This window comes from Micromonospora sp. HM134 (genome assembly GCF_007833915.1).
GTDB classification, from domain to species: Bacteria; Actinomycetota; Actinomycetes; order Mycobacteriales; family Micromonosporaceae; genus Micromonospora; species Micromonospora wenchangensis.
In genome coordinates this window covers 2143443-2161105 of record NZ_CP041061.1, presented here as the reverse complement: position 1 = coordinate 2161105, position 17663 = coordinate 2143443, and the positions used below count along the sequence as shown (strand labels likewise).

At 74.6% G+C, this 17663-nt stretch carries 15 protein-coding genes and 3 pseudogenes; 9 read left to right on the top strand and 9 right to left on the bottom strand.

From position 1 onward, the window contains the following. Window positions 1-6: 6 nt before the first annotated feature. Window positions 7-1684, bottom strand: a pseudogene (locus FJK98_RS34775) (ATP-binding protein); the annotation flags it as partial. A 53-nt stretch (window positions 1685-1737) separates the two neighbouring features. Between FJK98_RS34775 and FJK98_RS09645 the strand changes: the two are divergent. Continuing rightward, the gene (locus FJK98_RS09645; RefSeq protein ID WP_145918715.1) at window positions 1738-2994 is read left to right on the top strand and encodes a hypothetical protein; all 1257 of its coding nucleotides are present in this window, start codon (window positions 1738-1740) and stop codon (window positions 2992-2994) included. A 69-nt stretch (window positions 2995-3063) separates the two neighbouring features. Here the strand turns inward: FJK98_RS09645 and FJK98_RS09640 are convergent, their stop codons facing one another. Continuing rightward, the gene (locus FJK98_RS09640) at window positions 3064-3519 is read right to left on the bottom strand and encodes an Rrf2 family transcriptional regulator (protein ID WP_145918714.1); all 456 of its coding nucleotides are present in this window, start codon (window positions 3517-3519) and stop codon (window positions 3064-3066) included. A 145-nt stretch (window positions 3520-3664) separates the two neighbouring features. Between FJK98_RS09640 and FJK98_RS09635 the strand changes: the two genes are divergently transcribed. The 4 genes from FJK98_RS09635 (at window position 3665) to FJK98_RS09620 (ending at window position 7991) form a co-directional block, all read left to right on the top strand. Further along, window positions 3665-4882 (top strand): globin domain-containing protein, encoded by a 1218-nt coding sequence (locus tag FJK98_RS09635; RefSeq protein WP_145918713.1) that lies wholly within the window; start codon window positions 3665-3667, stop codon window positions 4880-4882. Between the two features lie 239 nt (window positions 4883-5121). Continuing rightward, the gene (locus FJK98_RS09630; protein WP_145918712.1) at window positions 5122-6339 is read left to right on the top strand and encodes a glycosyltransferase; all 1218 of its coding nucleotides are present in this window, start codon (window positions 5122-5124) and stop codon (window positions 6337-6339) included. 64 nt (window positions 6340-6403) lie between these two features. Beyond that, complete coding sequence (locus tag FJK98_RS09625) at window positions 6404-7267, top strand: alpha/beta fold hydrolase (RefSeq protein WP_145918711.1); 864 nt, start codon at window positions 6404-6406, stop codon at window positions 7265-7267. A gap of 100 nt (window positions 7268-7367) precedes the next feature. Next, window positions 7368-7991: a hypothetical protein gene (locus FJK98_RS09620; RefSeq protein WP_145918710.1), complete on the top strand. Its 624-nt coding sequence runs from the start codon at window positions 7368-7370 to the stop codon at window positions 7989-7991. A 69-nt stretch (window positions 7992-8060) separates the two neighbouring features. Here FJK98_RS09620 and FJK98_RS09615 read toward each other — a convergent pair whose 3' ends face one another. Then, window positions 8061-8954, bottom strand: coding sequence for a DUF72 domain-containing protein (locus tag FJK98_RS09615; RefSeq protein WP_145918709.1), 894 nt, complete (start codon window positions 8952-8954; stop codon window positions 8061-8063). A 158-nt stretch (window positions 8955-9112) separates the two neighbouring features. On the opposite strand from FJK98_RS09615, the gene FJK98_RS09610 reads away from it, so the two are divergent. Then, on the top strand, window positions 9113-9619 hold the full coding sequence (locus tag FJK98_RS09610) for a DinB family protein (protein ID WP_145918708.1): 507 nt from the start codon (window positions 9113-9115) through the stop codon (window positions 9617-9619). Window positions 9620-9629: 10 nt separating this feature from the next. Here the strand turns inward: FJK98_RS09610 and FJK98_RS09605 are convergent, their stop codons facing one another. Both FJK98_RS09605 and FJK98_RS09600 read right to left on the bottom strand, forming a co-directional pair. After that, on the bottom strand, window positions 9630-10676 hold the full coding sequence (locus FJK98_RS09605) for a polyprenyl synthetase family protein (protein WP_145918707.1): 1047 nt from the start codon (window positions 10674-10676) through the stop codon (window positions 9630-9632). Window positions 10677-10680: 4 nt separating this feature from the next. Continuing rightward, window positions 10681-11145, bottom strand: a complete 465-nt coding sequence (locus FJK98_RS09600; protein ID WP_194823187.1) for a hypothetical protein — start codon at window positions 11143-11145, stop codon at window positions 10681-10683. 184 nt (window positions 11146-11329) lie between these two features. On the opposite strand from FJK98_RS09600, the gene FJK98_RS09595 reads away from it, so the two are divergent. After that, window positions 11330-11614 (top strand): hypothetical protein, encoded by a 285-nt coding sequence (locus tag FJK98_RS09595; RefSeq protein WP_145918706.1) that lies wholly within the window; start codon window positions 11330-11332, stop codon window positions 11612-11614. A gap of 154 nt (window positions 11615-11768) precedes the next feature. Further along, window positions 11769-12467, top strand: a complete 699-nt coding sequence (locus tag FJK98_RS33920) for a Pr6Pr family membrane protein (RefSeq protein ID WP_194823188.1) — start codon at window positions 11769-11771, stop codon at window positions 12465-12467. Here FJK98_RS33920 and FJK98_RS09585 read toward each other — a convergent pair. The 4 genes and pseudogenes from FJK98_RS09585 to FJK98_RS09570 all read right to left on the bottom strand — a co-directional run. Further along, window positions 12461-14524, bottom strand: a pseudogene (locus tag FJK98_RS09585) (glycogen debranching N-terminal domain-containing protein); the annotation flags it as partial. The gene FJK98_RS33920 and the pseudogene FJK98_RS09585 overlap by 7 nt on opposite strands. Beyond that, window positions 14521-14897, bottom strand: a pseudogene (locus tag FJK98_RS09580) (SCP2 sterol-binding domain-containing protein). The pseudogenes FJK98_RS09580 and FJK98_RS09585, both read right to left, overlap by 4 nt. Window positions 14898-15018: 121 nt before the next feature. Then, window positions 15019-15525 (bottom strand): DinB family protein, encoded by a 507-nt coding sequence (locus FJK98_RS09575; protein ID WP_145918704.1) that lies wholly within the window; start codon window positions 15523-15525, stop codon window positions 15019-15021. A 103-nt stretch (window positions 15526-15628) separates the two neighbouring features. Beyond that, window positions 15629-16000 carry a glyoxalase/bleomycin resistance/extradiol dioxygenase family protein gene (locus tag FJK98_RS09570; protein WP_145918703.1) on the bottom strand — a complete coding sequence of 124 codons (372 nt, stop codon included), beginning with the start codon at window positions 15998-16000 and terminating at the stop codon, window positions 15629-15631. Between the two features lie 263 nt (window positions 16001-16263). Between FJK98_RS09570 and FJK98_RS09565 the strand changes: the two genes are divergently transcribed. Next, entirely contained in the window at window positions 16264-17661 is a 1398-nt protein-coding gene (locus tag FJK98_RS09565) for an acyl-CoA synthetase (RefSeq protein ID WP_370517071.1), read from the top strand. Window positions 17662-17663: the final 2 nt, after the last annotated feature.

The window sequence follows — 17663 nt, the reverse complement described above, 5'->3', positions numbered from 1 at the left end:
AAAACACCCGAGAGCGCTGTCCCCCTCCACGATGAACAGCTCGCTGCGGTCCACCCCGGTGGCGCGGCAGTCGACCAGTTTGGCCGGCATCGACGCGCCCTCCAGGGCGGTCTTGCGCCGGGCGGCGTCCTTCTGCTGCTTCTGGGTCAGCCGGACCCGGGCCGCGTCGACGATCTTCTGGAGCACCGTGCGCGCCTCGGCCTTGCTGCGCCGGTCCTCCAGCCAGGCCTTGACGTGCTGCTCGACCAGGGTCTGGAGCACCTTGGTGATGCCGGCGGTGGAGAGTTCGTCCTTGGTCTGCGAGGTGAACTGCGGCTCGGGGATGCGCACGTGCACCACCGCCGTCATCCCCTCCAGGACGTCGTCCAGGGTGGGCGGGTCCTCCTTGGGCTTGAGCAGGCCCCGGGTGTTGCGGACGGCGTCGGCCAGGGTCCGGGTCAAGGCCCGCTCGAAGCCCCGGCGGTGGGTGCCGCCGTGGGCGTTGCGGATGGTGTTGGTGAAGCACTCGACGGTGCGCTCGTAGCCGGTGCCCCAGCGGAAGGCGATCTCGACCTCGGCCCGGCGCTGCACGTTGGACTGCATCACGCCGTTGGCGTCGGCGGCGTTCTCCCGGTACGTCCCCTCGCCGGTGACCAGCAGGGTGCCCGAGACCGGCCGGTCGCCGGCGGGGGCCAGGAACTCGACCATGTCGGTGAGCCCGTTGGGGTAGTGGAAGCGCTCCTCGACCGGCTCCTCGGCGGTCTCGTCGCGCAGCCGGTAGTCGACCCCGGGGACCAGGAAGGCGGTGTTGCGCAGCTTCATCCGGACGGCCTCGACGTCCAGCCGGGCGCCGGTCTCGAAGTAGCGGGCGTCGTGCCAGTAGCGGATCGAGGTGCCGGTGCGCTGGCCCCGTTTCATCGCCCCGACGACCTGCAGGCCGGGCCCGGGGGTGAACGGGGCGTCCGGGCCGTCGCCGGCGAAGACGCCGGGCACGCCGTGCCGGAAGGACATCGCGTGCACCTTGCCGCCGCGCCGGACGGTCACGTCGAACCGGCGGGACAGCGCGTTGACGGCGGAGGCGCCCACCCCGTGCAGGCCGCCGGAGGTCTTGTAGCCGGAGCCGCCGAACTTGCCGCCGGCGTGCAGCCGGGTGAGCACCAGCTCGACCCCGGAGATGCCGGACTTGGCGTGCACGTCGGTGGGGATGCCCCGGCCGTCGTCGTCGACCTGCACCGAGCCGTCGGCGTGCAGGATCACCTCGACCGTGCTGGCGTGACCGGCGACACCCTCGTCGGTGGAGTTGTCGAGGATCTCGTTGACGAGGTGACCCACGCCACGACTGTCGGTGGAGCCGATGTACATGCCGGGACGCTTGCGGACGGCGTCCAGGCCCTCCAGGTGGGTGAGGTCGTCTGCCCCGTAGAGGGTCTCAGGCTGTGCGGTCAACTGGTCGTACTCCCCGGTCTCGGCGGTGTGGTGCCGCTCACCGTCTCGATCTCCACGCGCGGCGTGCCGCAGCGAGCGTAGCCGTACGCCCCGACAGCGCCGTGCAGCCCCACGTCGGACGGCGGGTGCGCGTCCGCCGGGGACAACGCCGCCGACGGTCGGGGCCTTCCCGGGCGGGGTGCGCGCCGGGCCGGAAACGACCGTTTCCGCCATTCGACGATCGTGTTAAGAGGCATTGACGTCCATCTCGCCAAGTGATCTGATCCGGCCGTGAAGGATCTTTCACATTTCCATGGACAGATGGGGGACGTCATGTCCAGGTTCCACCGTAGCGCCCTCGCGGCGCTGCTCACCGTTGCCGCGGCCGCCCTGCCGGTCGCGGCCGGCCCGCCCACGCCGGCCGTCGCCGCCCTGCCCACCGCCGCGGTCGCCCTCGGCGACAGCTTCATCAGCGGCGAGGGCGCGGGGGCGTACTCGTCGGTCACCGACCTCAACGGGGTGGCCCAGCCGTTCCCGGGCTGGTCGGCACCGAACAGCAACGCGTACTTCTGCCACCGCTCACCGAACGCCTCACTGTTCAAGGCGGACCTGCCGGGGATCGCCGCCCGGTTCAACCTGGCCTGCTCCGGCGGCCAGCCGTACGACATCGCCAACGCCTCGGCCAGCCGGGCCAAGGGCCGCCAGGTCGCCTCCCAACTCGACCAGTTGCGCGCGGTCGGGCAGACCCACGACATCGACCTGGTGCTGGTCGGCCTCGGCTCGAACAACAGCTCGTTCACCTTCGGCAGCGTCGCCGAGAAGTGCGCGAACCGGTTCATCGCCGACGCCTGGACCGGGTGGTGGGAGTTCTGGGCGTACCTGGGTGGGCCGGTGGAGCAGGAGCCCTGCTCGGACGCCGACCTGGCCACCTCCGCCCAGGTCGCCGCCGCGACGGCGGAGACCACGGCGGCGGTCCGGCAGATCCTGACCACGCTGGACCAGATCGACGCCGACGGCCAGCACCGGATCGTCTTCCAGGACTACACCAACCCGCTGCCGCCGGAGCTGGCCTCGACCTACTGGGAGGAGGACAGCCGGGACGACACCCGGGACAAGTTCCGTGACCTGGGGGCCGAGCGGTACGCCGCCGGTTGTCCGATCCACCGGGCCAGTCTCGCCCCCGGCCAGCGCTTCTCGCAGGGCCTGGGCACCCTGGTGAACTCGGTCCGCAGCACGCTGTCCGCCGAGTTCCCCGCCGCCGACCTGGTCTACCTCAACGTGCAGCGGGCCTTCGACGGGGCCCGGCTGTGCGAGTCGGCGGGCAGCCCCGGCAACGCGCTGGCCACCCCGATCCGGCTTCAGGACGGCACCTCGGGGGTCTTCGTGACCAGCCTGTCCGGTTACGACAAGCTGGACATCCAGCGGATCGCGAACACCTGCGGGACGTACTTCCAGACCTGCCAGGAGTCCTGGCACCCGAGCGCGGCCGGGCACCAGGTGCTGGGCCGGTGCCTGACCGGTGCGGCGGCGACCGGCGCCCGCGCGGTCTCCTGCGTCCGTTCGCCGGACGGGACGATCCAGGTCAGCTGAACCGGCGGCCGGTGGGGCGACCGTCCGGGTCGCCCCACCGGCCGACCGGTCCGCGCCCGCCGGTGCCGCTCAGGTCGCCGCCGGGGTGCGGGCCGCGGCCGGGCCGGGCACGGGGGTGAGCAGCAGGGCCGCCGCCGGGCCGCCGGCCAGCTCCCCCAGGGGCATCTCGTCGAGTACGGCGAGGAAGGCGGCCTGGGCGCGGCGGAGCTGGACCCGCAGGCGGCAGCCGGCGCGCAGGGCGCAGCCGGTCTCCTCGCAGGAGACCACCTCCCCCTCCCCCTCGAAGGCGCGTACGACCCGGCCGACGGTGATCCGTTCGGCCCCCTCGGCGAAGGCCACCCCGCCGGAGCGGCCCCGGACGGTGAACAGCACGCCGATGCGTTGGAGCCGCTGGACCACCTTGGCCACGTGGCTGCGGGGCAGGTCGAGTCGTTCGGCCAACTCGTCGACGGTGGTGCGGGTCGACGCGGGGGCGGTGAGCATGGCGATCCGCAGGGCCATGTCCGTCGCCAGGTTGAGCTTCACGGTCCGACCCTAGTCAGTGCCCCTGGTGGCGGACAGGGGCCGGGTGGCCGTGACCGACGCGCCGACGGGCCCGGGACTTTCGGCCCTAAGAGGAATTTAAGATTCCTGTTTGAGTGGTCTCCGGTACCCATCTGGAGGAGGAGCCGTGCTCTCGGAGTCGTCAGCCGCCGTCGTCACCGCCACCCTGCCCGTGGTCCGGGCCCACGCCGACCGGATCACCGGCCGGTTCTACGCCCGGATGTTCGCCGCCCACCCGGAACTGCTGAACCTGTTCAACCGGGGCAACCAGGCGACCGGCCGGCAGCAGGCGGCGCTGGCCGCGTCCGTCGTCGCGTACGCCGGGCACCTCACCGGCGAGGACACGACCGGCTGGGCGGCGGTGCTGGAGCGCATCGCGCACAAGCACGCCTCGCTGGGCATCGCCGCCGGCCAGTACCCGCTGGTGGGCAGGCACCTGTTGGCCGCCGTCGGCGAGGTGCTGGGCGCGGCGGTCACCCCGCAGGTCGCCGCCGCCTGGGACGAGGTGTACTGGCTGATGGCCTGCGAACTCGTCGCCCGGGAGGCCCGGCTGTACGCGGCCACGGGGCTGCCCCACGGCGGGGTGGTCTGGCGCGACTGGCGGGTCACCGGGGTGACGCCGCAGGCCACCGACGTCGTCTCGGTCACCCTCGTCCCGGTCGACGGCGGCCCGGTGCCGGGCTTCGTCCCCGGCCAGTACGTCTCGGTCACGGTGGACCTCGACGGCGGACGCGGACGGCAGATCCGGCAGTACAGCCTGTCCGGCCGTCCCGACGCCGACCACTGGCGGATCACCGTCAAGCGGGTACGCGGCACGGGTGGGGCCCCGGACGGGCTGGTCTCCGGTTTCCTGCACGACCACGTCGGCCCCGGCGACACCCTGCGGCTGAGCCCACCGTTCGGCGAGGTGAGCGCGGTGGCCGGTACGGGGCCGCTGCTGCTGGTCAGCGCCGGTATCGGGCTCACCCCGGCGATGTCGGCCCTGGCCCACCTGGCGGCGACCGCGCCGGACCGGCCGGTGGTGCTGGCCCACGCCGACCGGGACGGCGCCGCCCACGCCCACCGGGCCGACCTGGTCGAGCTGCACGCCCGGCTGCCCCGGCTGCTCCTGCGGCTCTGGTACGAGGAGGTCACCGGCGACGACGCCCCGGCGTTGCCCGCCGAGGTGACCCGGGGCCTGCTCGACCCGGAGCTGATCCCGCTCTCCCCCGACGCGCACGTGCACCTGTGCGGTCCGCTGCCGTTCATGAACCGGGTCCGCGGCGGCCTGCTGCGCCGGGGCGTGCCGGTGGAGCGGATCGCCTACGAGGTGTTCGGTCCGGGGATGCTGCCCGAGGTGAGCTGAACACGGCCGGTCACGGGACACGCAGGGCGCTCGGCCGGACACGCAAAGTTGATGTTTACCGCCTCCGCGCTGGGCAACTGGTTCGGCATACCGGGCGGCGCGTGACGTCCGGGCGCCGACGCCGCGAGGGCGGCCGGGTGCCCGTCGCGCGCCCGGTGCGCGGGACCGGGTGATGACGCCGGCCGGAGCCGCCGCACCGGATTCCGCCTCGCCGGTGACCGGCCCACGGAGGAGGAAGCATGCGCATCGCGATGGTCTCGGGGCACGCCAGCCCGCTCGCCGTTCCCGGCGGACAGGATGCCGTGGGGCTGCACCTGCACGTCGCCGAGCAGGCGGCGGCGCTGGCCGCCGAGGGTCACGAGGTGCGGGTCTACACCCGGCGGGACGACGCCGGGCTGCCCGACACGGTGCCGACCGACGCGGGGTACCAGGTGTGGCACGTGCCCGCCGGTCCGGCCCGGCCGGTGCCGGCCGACGAACTCCTGCCCCACCTGGGCGAGTTCGGCCGCTGGCTGGCCGCGCACTGGCAGCAGGCCGGCTGGCGGCCGGACGTGGCGCACGCCCACTTCTGGCTGAGCGGCCTGGCGGCCGTGCACGCCGGCCGGCGTACCGGCACGCCCGTGGTGTTGACGTACCACGACCTGGGCAGCGCGTACCGCCGCCGCCCGGGTGGCCGGGAGCCGGCCGGCCGGGGGCGGGTCGGCTACGAGCGGGCGCTCGGGCGGGCCGTCGACCGGGTCGTCGTCCAGTCGCACGACGAGCTGGGGGAACTGGTCCGGCTCGGGGTGCCCCGGGCGAAGCTGGCGCTGGTGCCGTCCGGGGTGGACGAGCGGCTGTTCAGCCCGGCCGGGCCGGCCGCTCCACGGGTCCCGGGCCGGCCCCGGCTGCTCACCGTGGGTCCGCTGCACGAACGCCGGGGCGTGCAGGACGTCGTGCGGGCGCTGCCCGGGGTGCCCGGGGCCGAGTACGTGGTGGTCGGCGGGCCGCCTGCCGGGTCGTTGCCGGCCGACGACGTCGCCCGCCGGTTGACCGCGCTCGCCGGGTCCTGCGGTGTCGCCGACCGGGTCCGGCTGGTCGGCGCGGTGCCCCGCGAGGAGTTGGCGGCCTGGTACCGCTCCGCCGACGTCCTGGTCGCCGCCCCCTGGTACGAGCCGTTCGGCCGTAGCCCGCTGGAGGCGATGGCGTGCGGCGTCCCGGTGGTGGGCACGGCGGTCGGCGGGATCACCGACAGTGTGGTCGACGGGCTGACCGGGGACCTGCTGCCGCCGCGTGACCCCCGGGCGCTGGGCACCGCGATCCGCCGGCTGCTCGCCGACCGGGTGCGCCGCTTCGCATACGCCACGGCGGCGCTGGACCGGGTGCGGGTGCGCTACTCCTTCCGGCACTGGGCCGAGCAGCTCGGCACCGTCTACGCCACGGTCAGCGGGGTCGGCCGGCTGGCCCCGGCGGCCGCCTGACCGGCCCCGGCGGCCCGGCCGGGCGGCGCGCGGGCCACTTATTACCGGCCGGTAGGATGGGCCGGTGAGCGGGGACGCGGAATACACGCAGGAGTTCGTCGACGTCGACGGGGCCCGGATCGGCATCCAGATCCATCCGGAGCCCGCCGGGGCGCCCGCCGCGCCGCTGGTGCTGATCTGCCCGGCGATGGGGGTCCGCGCCCGCTACTACCGCCCGTTCGCCGCCGCGCTGCGCGCCGCCGGCCTGGCCGTGGTCGTCGCCGACCTGCGTGGCACCGGGGTCAGCACGCCCCCGCCGTCGCGGGCCTGCCGGTACGGCTACCGCGAACTCGCCGCCGACATCGGCGCGGTCCTCGACGCGCTCAAGCCCCGGCGGGACGGCCGGCCGACGCTGCTGCTCGGGCACTCCCTCGGCGGGCAGGCGGCCCTGCTGCACCTCGCCCTGCACGGCACCGGCCAGGTCGACGGGCTGGCCCTGCTCGCCGTCGGCATGCCGTACTGGCGCAGCTATCCGGGCCTGCGCGGGTACGGCGTGCTGCCGTACAGCCAGGGGATCGCGGCGGTCGCCGGGACGCTCGGGGTCTGGCCGGGCTGGGGGTTCGGCGGCCGGCAGGCGCGCGGGGTGATCCGGGACTGGGCGCGCACCGCCCGCACCGGCCGCTTCCCCACCGTCGACGGGGTGGACGGCGACGCGGCGGTGGGCCGGCTGACCCTGCCGGTGCTGGCGGTCAGCGTGGACGACGACCAGTACACCCCGCACCCCATCGTCGACCACCTCTGCGCCAAGCTCACCGCCGCGCCGGTCACCCGGCACCGGTACACCGCGGCCGAGGCGGGGGCCCCGCTGGACCACTTCCGCTGGGTCCGGGCCGGCCTGCCGCTGAGCCGGCGGGTGGCCGACTTCGCGGCCGGTCTGCCCCGCCGCTGACCCCGGTGTCCGGTTCCGCACCGACCCGCCGGCAGCCGGGCGCGTAGCCCCCGGCGGGACGGGTATGCCGCTGCGCCCGAACACGGTGGAGGGGGATCAGATGTCGGAACGACACACCGCACTGCGCTCGATGCACGATCTCGGCCTGGCGGCCTGGTTCGGCGGCTCCCTGATGGGGGCGCTGGGCGTCAACGGAGCGGCGGCACGGATCAGCGACTCGACCCAACGGCTTCCGGTGGCCTCGGCCGGCTGGTCGCGGTGGACGCCGGTCAACGCGGCGGCGATCGGCGCGCACCTGGCCGGCGCGGTGGGTGAGCTGGCCACCGAGAGCCCCCGGATGATGGCCCAGTCCGGGGTGGGTCGGATGAGCGCGGTGAAGACGGCGTTGACCGTCAGCGCGCTCGCGGTCACCGGCTACAGCCGGTTGGTGGGCATGAAGTTGCAGAACGCCGGCAACCCGCCGGTGTCGGGGACCACCGAACCCAACTACCAGACGCCCGCCGAGGTGGCGCACCGGCAGCGCCAGATGAAGGTCCTCCAGTGGACCATTCCGGCGTTGACCGGGGCGTTGGTGGTGGTCACCGCGTACATGGGTGAGCAGCAGAAGCCGGGCCAGGTGTTCCGGGGGATGCTCGGGCGCGCCGGTGGGCTGATGGGCGCACCGATGACGATGGGCCGGTTGGCCGCGACGGGTGCCCGGCGACGGATGGCGATGGCCGGCTGACCGGCGGGCCGGGACCGGCCGGTACGGGGGCCGCCGACGACGCGGTCGGCGGGCCCCGTACCGGCGTGGTCAGTGGCCGGCCGCCACCTTCGGGGTCACCCCGAGCAGTTCCGCCAGCCGGGCGGCGTCGCGCTGGGCCTGCCCCGCGCAACAGTTGTTGAACAGCACGTGCAGTTCGCCGGACCGGTCGGCCAGGTCGGTGAGCAGGTCGGCCCAGCGGCGCAGTTCGTCGTCGGCGTAGGCGTACCGGAACCGGTCCTCCTTGCTGCCGTGCTCCCAGTGCGCGCTGTGGCCGTGCATCCGGACCAGCACCGGCTCGGCCGTACCGATCATGATCGGGGGCACCGAGGACGGGTGCCCCTGCGGCATGTCCACGCAGACCAGGCTGAGGTCGTGGTCGCGCAGGAAGGTCACCGTCTCGGCCGCCGCCACACCGTCGAACCAGGACCCGTGGCGCAGCTCCACGGCGACCCGCCAGGGCCGGCACCGGTCGGCCATCTCCGCGATCCGCCGCCGCGCGCCGTCCCCCCGCACCAGCCACGGCGGGAACTGCAACAGCACCGCGCCGAGCCGGTCGGCCGCCGCGAGCGGTGCCAGCGCCGCCCGGAACCGGGCCCACAGCTCGTCGTACGTCGCCTCGGGCAGGTCCCGGCGGCGGACCCGGGACGGCCCGGTGGCCGGTCGCAGGTCCCCCGGCAGCACCCGCACCGGTGTCGGGTGCCCGGTGAACAGGCTGAACGCCTTGACGTCGAAGGTGAAACCCGCCGGGGTGGCCGCCGCCCAACCGGCGGTGGTCTCCGGCACCGGGATGGCGTAGTACGAGGTGTCCACCTCGACCAGCCCGAACCGCCCGGCGTACCAGCCCAGCCGCTGGGCCGGGGTACGCACCGACCGGGGGTACCAGCCGGCGCGCAGCAGCGTCTGATCCGCCCAGGACGAGGTGCCCACCCTGATCGTTCCCATGTGGTCCAGTCCACCGCCCGGCGGTCGGATCGGCAACCGCTGGGGCGGACGCGCGCCGGTCCGCCCCGGCCGGGCGTCTGCGGTGTGGCGGGGCGGAAAGTGTCGGAGGGCGGCCATAGCGTGACCCCCGACGACATCGACCACGGAGGGTGGCGGGGATGACCACTTCGGAGCGGGTGCTCACCGGTGAACGGGCCGACCTGTTGCAGACCGTCGGCCTGCACCGCGGCTTCCTGCGGCACACCGTGCGCGGGTTGACCGACACGCAGGCGGCGGCCCGCAGCACCGCCAGCGAGCTGTGCCTGGGCGGCCTGATCAAGCACGTGACCATGGTGGAGCACCGGTGGGCGCGGTTCATGGTCGGCGGGGCCGAGGCGATGGAGAGCGAGCCGGTCGACTGGGTCGGCATGTTCCGGATGGCCGACGGCGACACTCTGACCGACCTGCTCGCCCGGTACGCCGAGACGGCGGCCCGCACCGACGAGCTGATCGCCACCCTCGACCTGGACGCGGTTCACCCGTTGCCGGAGGCACCCTGGTTCGAGCCGGGGGCGGCCTGGTCGGTGCGGCGGACCGTGCTGCACGTGATCGCCGAAACCGCCCAGCACGCCGGGCACGCCGACATCATCCGCGAGTCCATCGACGGCGCGAAGACGATGGGCTGAGCCCGACCGGTCACCGTGGGCGGTCGACGACGTAACGGGTCAGGCCGAGCAGGAACCGGCCGTCCTCGGTGCCGGCCCGGTCACCGAGGACGGCGCGCCCCTCGGCCAGCGCCGCCCCGGCCAGTTCCCGGGCGGCGCGGCGGGCCACCTCCACACTGTCGTACGCCGTCAGCCGGCGGTGCAGCCAGCGCACGTCGGCCGCCGTCCGGTCGGCGCGGGGGGTGCCGAGGAAGGCCACCGTCCGGTCCCGTTCCCCGGCGGTGCAGCGGGCGAGGAAGTCGATGAGGATCAGGGTGCGCTTGCCCTCCCACAGGTCACCGGCGATCTCCTTGCCGTAGGCGGCGTACTCCCCCACCAGGTTCAGCACGTCGTCGGTGATCTGGAAGGCCGCGCCGAGATACCAGCCGTAGCGGTCCAGCCGGTCGGGGCGCAGCCGCCCGCCGCCGGCCGCCAGCACGCCGGTGCGGCACGGGTAGATGCAGGTGTACCAGGACGTCTTCTTCAGGCACATCCGGTAGTAGTCGTCGGGGGTGAGATCGCAGGCGTTGTCCCTGATCCAGCCGATCTCGATGGCCTGGCCCTCCAGCGAGTGGCGCAGCATCAGCCGGGTCTGTTCGACCAGTTGCCAGGCGGTGCCGGAGCCGAGGCCGTTCCGGTTGGCCAGCAACCGGTCCAGGGCGAGCAGGTTGGTCATGTTGCCGACGTTGAGCGCCACGCCGACGCCGTACGCGGCGGGCAGGGTCGGTGCGCCCCGCCGCTGCTCGCTGCCGTCCTGGATGTCGTCGTGGATGAGGAAGGCGTTGTGGAACAACTCGACGGTGGTGGCCACGTTGACCGCCGCCTCGTCCGGTTCGCCGCCGTCCCCGGCGAGCCGGCACGCGGCCAGGCAGAGCGCCGCCCGCAGCCCCTTGCCGGAGCGGCGGGGATAGTCGGCGACCAGGTCGTAGAGGTAGCGGGGGCCGCCGGTGGGCAGGTGGGCGAGCAGGGTCGCCATGGTCCGCGCCCGGTAGCGGTCCAGCATCTCCTCGACCTGGTCGTCGATGCCCGGGACGGTCATCGGCTCAGGACACCGGGCCGGGCCCGCCGTCGGCCGCCGGGGCCCCCGCGTCCCGGTCGACGCGGACCGGGCCGGGGGTGGGTTCCGCCCCCTGCCGGGTCACCCGGTCGATCAGCCCGTTGGCCAGTTCCGGGGCGAGCCGGGCCAGGTCGAGCAGGCTGTCCAGCACGTCGTGGGCGTCGGCGGCGTAGCGGCGGGTCAGCTCGCCCCGGTCACCGGTGGTCGGCAACTGGGCGACCACCATGTCGATCAGCGCGTGGGTGTCCCTGCGGACCCGTCCGGCCACCTCGTCGAAGGCCGCCGGGTCGACCCGCCGGTCGGCGGTGAGTTTCTCCTGGAGCCGACGGGCGCTGTCGATGCCGGCGGACAGCTCCTCCTCCAGCACCGATGCCGCGCGGGTGACGGCCGCCGACATCTCGTCGCCGATCTGGTCGAAGCGTTCGTCACGGTGGGTGTCACGTTCGGGCATGGCGCCAACCTCCCTCAATGGGACCTGTCCAGCGGATTTTTACACCAGTGCATGCCGGACGGTCACGTACTGTAGGGATGCCGACCGGGTTCGCGTCGCCGCCACGCGGGTCGGGTGTGACCGGGGCCACGCCGGGCCCCGTCGGCGTGACGTCCCACCCCGTGCCGACGCTGAGGGACACGAGATGACCCGATACCGCCTGGATCAGGAAACCGCTGAGCGGCTGCTCAGCGGGGCGGTCGACGGGGCGACCGGTCCGGTCCGGCCGTTGGTGACACTGCTGAGCGCGGTGCGCGCCGCCGCGGCCCCGGCCGAGCTGCCCGGCGAGCCGGCGGCGATGTCGGCGTTCCGGGCCGCGCGGGCCGCCCTGGGCACCCCCGTCCCCGACCGGCCCGCCGCCGATCCGGCCGGACACCCGGGCGGGCCGCTGGACGGCAACGGCGTCCACCGGCCGACCCCCGACCGATGACCGCCGGGGCCGACGACCGTCGGGGCCGGCCGACGAACGCGGGCCCACGGCACACGTCCGCCGACCCATGGTCGATGACCACCGGCGCGCGACCCGCGACCGGGGGCCGACCACGGCCGGAGGACGGTGCCGGCGGGACTGGTAGCTTGCGCCGATGAGTCTGCGGCGTCGAGGCCTGGCGGTGGCCTTCCGGCTGGCGATCGTGATCGGTGTGCTGGCCGGGATCGTGCTCACCGCCCTCGGCCCGGCCACCGTCACCGGGCTGCTGCCGTACTTCACCATCCAGAGCAACCTGGCGGTCGGGCTCTTCGCCGGCTACGCCGCCTGGCAGGCCGCCCGGGGCCGGCCCGAACCGCCGTCGGCGCTCAAGGGTGCGGTGACCCTCTACATCACCATCACCGGCGTGGTCTACCACCTGGTGCTGGCGAACCCGGCCAGCCCGTTCGCGATGGCCCAGCCCGACCGGGCGCCGGGCGAGGCGGTGGGCAACCAGCTCCTGCACACCGTCGTGCCGCTGCTCGCCCTCGCCGACTGGACGCTGTTCGACCCGCGCGGCCGGCTACGCCCCCGGTACGCCGTCTGGTGGCTGGCGTTCCCGCTGGCGTACCTGGGGTTCGCCCTGGTACGCGGGCTGATCGTGCACCGCTACCCGTACCCGTTCGTCGACGCCGGACAGCTCGGCTACCTCGGCGTCACGGTCAGCGCGGTCTTCTTCGCCGTCGCCTTCTGGCTGCTCGGCCTGCTCTTCGTCGGCATCGACCGGGCCCTGTCCCGGTGGGTCACCCACCCGCCGGCCGACCCGGGCACCCCCGCGGAACCGGCCCCACCGCCGCCGGCCGGGCGGTCAGCGTAGCCGGGGCGACGCCCCGGGCGGACGGCCGACCGGTCCCGGCCGTACGCGTCGGCCCGGCCCCACCGGCCGGGCACGTCGAGCAGCTCGATCCGGCCGAAACCGTCGGGCAGGGCCGGGTTCACCAGCAGGTTGTCGCCGCAGGGCCGCAGCCCGAGGATGGTGCCGAGCAGCATCAGCAGGGCCCCGGCCGACCACGACTGCGGGCGGCCGGCCATCGGCAGCTGCACCGGGTAGCCGGTGACCGCACGGGGATACCCGGCGATCACCTCCGGCACCGATCCCCCGACCAGGTCCGCCATCGCGAAGACGCCGTCGGCGACCCGGGCGGCCTCCCCGTCGTGGTGGTACCGCCGCAACCCGGCCGCGACCAGGGCGTTGTCCGACGGCCACACGGCACCCAGGTGCGCGCCCACCGGGTTGTACGCCAACTGCCCGTCGGCGAACGTGCGGACCCCGAAGCCGGAGAATAGCTGCGGCCCCACCAGGTGGGCGGCGAGGGCGGCGGACCGGTCCGCGGCGACGATCCCGCTCCACAGCAGGTGCCCGAGCTGGGACGTCAACGCCGCCACCGGTGTGCCGTCCGGCTCCAGGGCCGACGCGTAGTGCTCCTGGCGGGGCAGCCAGAAGTCCCGGTTGAACCGTTCCTTCAGCGCGGCGGCCTGCCGCTCCAGCAGGTCGGCGTACTCGGGCTCACCCCAGAACTCCCGGGCCAGGCGGGCCCCGCGCCGCTTCGCGTCGTAGGCGTAGCCCTGGAGTTCGCAGGTGGCCCTGGGCCCCACCGGGGCGCGGCCGTCGGCGTCCACGATCGCGTCCGGCGAGTTGCGCCAGCCCTGGTTGACCAGCCCGCTGCGGGTGTTGCGCCGCTGGTAACGCAGGTAGCCGTCGCCGGTCAGGTCGCCGTATTCGTCGATCCAGTCCAACGCCATCCGGGCCGGGTGACGCAACTGCCGGACCAGCGCGGCGTCGCCGGACCAGCGCTCGTACTCGTCGAGCAGGATCACGAACAGCGGGGTGGTGTCGGCCGCGCCGTAGTAGAGCCCGGTCGGCTGCTCGTCGAAGGCGGCCGCCTCGCCGTACCGCAGCTCGCCGAGGATCTTGCCGGGTTCCTCGTCGTGCTGGTCGTCGAGCCGGCCGCCCTGGAGCAGGGCGAGCATGCGCAGCGTGTTCGGGGCCAGTTCGGGGGTGAACGGCAGGGTCATCAGGCAGGTGATCAACGCGTCCCGGCCGTAGAGCGCCATCGCCCAGGGCAGGCCCCCCACCGGCACCCGCCCCGAGTACGCCAGCGGGACGTAGCGCAGCGCGGCCAGGTCGGTCAGCGCCTGCTCGTACACCGCCGGCAGCCGTTCCCGCTCGCTGACCAGCTGCGGCGCCCGGTCGAGCCAGTCGCTCAGGTCGTGCCGCATGTCGTGGCGTACCCGCAGCCGGTGCGACTCCAGGCTCTCCCGCAGGTCGTGCCCGCCCTCGCCCCGGATGGACATGCCGACGTGCAGGTCGGTGATCCACTTCCCGTGTGCCGGCACGGTGATCCGGTAGGTGAAGCCCCCCTCGTCGACGTCGGCCGGGGCGGTGCTGGAGACCGTCGCCTCCCGGGCGAACCGCTCCCGTTCGTAACGCAGCCGCAGCACCGCGTCGGACGGGGAGGCGACCGTGGTGACCCGCCGGGGCGTCGGGCTGCGGATCTCCGAGGTGTCGGCGAAGTCCGCGCCGACCTCCATCCGCACCACGAACTCGGCGGGCTCGGCGGAGTGGTTGAGCACGGTGAGCTGCTCGGTGAAGCTGTCGTCGATGGACCGGTGCCGGATCACCGACACGTCCGCGTCGACGTAGTGGCTCGCCGTGCCGGGGACCAGGAAGAACCGGGTCTCGAAGTAGGTCATGTCGTCGCGGGACAGGGCGTGCAGCCGTTGCCCGTCGATGGTGAGCACCCAGCGGGACAGGAACCGGGTGTCGAACGAGAACAACCCCACCGGCGTCCTCGGGTCCACCTCCATGTCGCCGTGCGCGTCGCTGACGGCGAAGACGTTGCCGGCGATGACGTGGACCCGTTCCTCCCTCACCGGTGGCCGTCCCGCTCCCGGGCGGCCTCCCGGGGGTGCCGGGCGTCGGGCGGGCCGGGGAAGATCCGCCGCAGCATCATCAGCAGCCGCATGTTGCCCCGTACCGACAGGTCGTTGCGCAGCAGCGCGGTGGCGAGGTGGGTCCGGCCCGACGCCAACCGGTCGAAGACTCCCGGTCGGCGCGGACGACCAGCTCGGCGTCGTCGGCGGACCGGGTGACCTCGACGTGCTGGTCGCGGATGGTCAGCCGCCAGTGCGCGGTGTGCCCGTCCTCGGCGGCGTCGAGGCGCAGCGTGCCGCTGGTCGTCTCCGGCAGGTCGGGCCGCCGGACCCCGTCCCACCGGTCCAGGAACTCCGCCACCGACGTCCCCACGGCTGCCCTCCCCCACGGCGTGTCACGTGCCTGGTCAGCGTGCCGGCCGAGGGGGTGAGGCCGGCTCACCCGGACCGGACGAGATCGGGCAGGACGGGCCGGACGGACCGGGCGGGACCGGTCAGGGTCGGAGCAGGCCCCGCAGGTAGGCGGCCTGGCCGACGTGCTGGAGAGCGTCGGCGGCGATGCTGACCAGCCGGACCCCGAGGGTCACCGGCGGGTCCCAGTTCTCGTCGACCACCCGGTCCAGGTCCGCCGGGCGCAACCCGGCCAGGAACGCCCGCGTCCGCTCCGCCACCGCCCGGTGGTAGTCGACGAGCGCCTGCGCGCTCTCCGGCCGGACCGTGGCGACCTGCTCCGGGGTGTGGCCGTAGCCGGTGTCGGCCGGGTCGGCGGGGAGCCCGAACCGGGCCGCCCGGTCACCGGCGACCCACACCTGCTCGGCCCCGAGCAGCTCGGCGACCTGCTGGTCCTGGATCCGGGTGAGGTGCCAGACCAGCCAGCCGACCGGGTTGGCCCCCGGACCGGGCCTCCGGCACAGCTCGTCGGGGCCGAGCCCGTCAACCGCCGCGTCCACCAGGTCGGGCAGTTGGTCGTAGATTCCGGTCAGCAGGTCGTCGACGTCCACCGGGGCCTCCTCGTAGCGGCGTACCCGATCGGGATACCGCAGCCGGCCCCCGGCAAACCGCCGCGCCGGATGATCCGGCGACCCGCGCGGGCGTGCCCCCGGGTCAGCGCGGCGGCTCGGGGCGGGTGATGGCCCAGCTACGGCCGTGCCGGTCGCGCAGCAGCACCTCGCGCGGCGTGCCGTTGGCGGCGCTGACCTGCGCGCCGGCCGCGATGGCGCGGCGCAGCACCGCGTCGGCGTCGGCGGAGGTGACGGTGAGCACCGGCAGCCCGGCGGCGGCCCCGGGCGGGTCGGCCCACTCGCTGACCGTGAACCGGTGGCCGTCGACGACGAGGTCGGCGGCGAGCACCCGCCCGTCGGGAAGGCACTCCTGCCGGTGCGGGACCGCACCGAAGACCCGGGTGTAGAACGCGATGGCGTCGGACGCGTCGGTGACCGTGAGGTGCGGCGCGGCTGGTGGGTGCTCGGAAGTCATGACGTCGATGCCACCCTCCCCGTCGCCCGGCGACGGAACCGTCTGGGTCGACGGTAGGCGGGCCGGCCGCCGAACCGGCACCCTTAACCGACCCCTGAACCGTCCCGACGGCAGATCGTGGCCGCCGCGCCGGGACCCCGGTGGCGGAGCGTGGTGGGGGGTGGTGACGGGCCGGTCGCCGCACTAGCGTCGGCGGCACGGGGCCGCGCCGTGCCCCCGTGCGATCGACCGGAGGGGCGTGGAACGTGTCGCTGCTGGCCGCGATGTCACCGTCGGTGGACGACCGTCCGGATCTGGTCCGGGTGGGTGACCGGTCGCTGTCCCGGTCCCGGCTGCACGGGCTGGCCACCGCCGTCGCCGACGACCTGCACGGCCTGGACCGGGTCGCGGTCGAGACCACCCCGACGCTGGAAACCGTGGTGGGGGTGGTGGGCGCGTTGCTGGCCGGCACGGCGGTGGTGCCCGTGCCGCCGGACGCCGGGCCCCGGGAGCGGGAGCACATCCTGCGCGACTCGGCGGCCCAGGCCCTGCTCGTGCCGGCGGGCACGGCCCCGGACGGCTCCCCGGCGGCGGACGGGTTGCCGGTCGTCCCGGTCGACCTGGGCCGGGTGTCGGCGACCACGCATCCGGAGCCCGGACCGGAGCGGACCGCCCTGATCCTCTACACCAGCGGGACGACCGGCGCGCCGAAGGGGGCGCTGCTGTCCCGGGGGGCGATCGCCACCTGCCTGGACGGGTTGGCCGACGCCTGGGCGTGGACGCCGGACGACCTGCTGGTGCACGGGCTGCCGCTGTTCCACGTGCACGGGCTGGTGCTCGGGGTGCTCGGGCCGTTGCGGGTCGGCGGCCGGCTGCACCACGTCGGCCGGCCGCAGCCCGAGCGGTACGCGGCGGCCGGCGGGACGCTCTACTTCGGCGTACCGACGATCTGGTCGCGGATCGCCGCGGCGCCGGCCTCCGCGCGGGCCCTGCGCGGCGCGCGGCTGCTGGTGTCGGGCAGCGCGGCGCTGCCCACGACGGTCTTCGACGATCTCACCGGGTTGACCGGGCACCGGGTCGTCGAGCGGTACGGGATGACGGAGACCCTGATCACGGTGAGCGCCCGCGCCGACGGCCCGCGCCGTCCGGGCGCGGTCGGGGTGCCGCTGCCCGGGGTACGCACCCGGATCGTCGACGAGCAGGGCCGGGACCTGCCCACCGACGGTACGGCGATGGGCGAGCTGCTGGTCACCGGCCCGACCCTGTTCGACGGCTACCTGAACCGGCCGGACGCCGACGCGGCGAGCCGCACCGCCGACGGCTGGTTCCGCACCGGGGACGTCGCCACGATCGGCCCGGACGGTTGGCACCGCATCGTCGGCCGGGCGAGCACCGACCTGATCAAGAGCGGCGGGTACCGGATCGGGGCGGGTGAGGTGGAGGAGGCGCTGCTGGCCCATCCGGCGGTACGCGAGGCGGCCGTGGTGGGCCTGCCGCACCCGGACCTGGGGCAGCAGGTCACCGCGTACGTGGTCGGCGACGGGGTGACCGGGCCGGAGCTGGTGGACTTCGTCGCCCGGCAGTTGTCGGTGCACAAGCGGCCCCGGGAGGTCCGGCTGGTCGACGCCCTGCCCCGCAACGCGCTGGGCAAGGTGCAGAAGAAGCGCCTCGTCGAGGGGTGAGC

Excerpts from the sequence above, each read along its gene's own strand:
- FJK98_RS09615 (WP_145918709.1), bottom strand. The coding sequence starts at position 8,954 with ATGGGAACGATCAGGGTGGGCACCTCGTCCTGGGCGGATCAGACGCTG.
- FJK98_RS09645 (WP_145918715.1), top strand. The coding sequence starts at position 1,738 with ATGTCCAGGTTCCACCGTAGCGCCCTCGCGGCGCTGCTCACCGTTGCC.
- FJK98_RS33920 (WP_194823188.1), top strand. The coding sequence starts at position 11,769 with ATGAGTCTGCGGCGTCGAGGCCTGGCGGTGGCCTTCCGGCTGGCGATC.
- FJK98_RS09610 (WP_145918708.1), top strand. The coding sequence starts at position 9,113 with ATGACCACTTCGGAGCGGGTGCTCACCGGTGAACGGGCCGACCTGTTG.
- FJK98_RS09600 (WP_194823187.1), bottom strand. The coding sequence starts at position 11,145 with ATGCCCGAACGTGACACCCACCGTGACGAACGCTTCGACCAGATCGGC.
- FJK98_RS09595 (WP_145918706.1), top strand. The coding sequence starts at position 11,330 with ATGACCCGATACCGCCTGGATCAGGAAACCGCTGAGCGGCTGCTCAGC.
- FJK98_RS09620 (WP_145918710.1), top strand. The coding sequence starts at position 7,368 with ATGTCGGAACGACACACCGCACTGCGCTCGATGCACGATCTCGGCCTG.
- FJK98_RS09630 (WP_145918712.1), top strand. The coding sequence starts at position 5,122 with ATGCGCATCGCGATGGTCTCGGGGCACGCCAGCCCGCTCGCCGTTCCC.
- FJK98_RS09605 (WP_145918707.1), bottom strand. The coding sequence starts at position 10,676 with ATGACCGTCCCGGGCATCGACGACCAGGTCGAGGAGATGCTGGACCGC.
- FJK98_RS09570 (WP_145918703.1), bottom strand. The coding sequence starts at position 16,000 with ATGACTTCCGAGCACCCACCAGCCGCGCCGCACCTCACGGTCACCGAC.
- FJK98_RS09565 (WP_370517071.1), top strand. The coding sequence starts at position 16,264 with ATGTCACCGTCGGTGGACGACCGTCCGGATCTGGTCCGGGTGGGTGAC.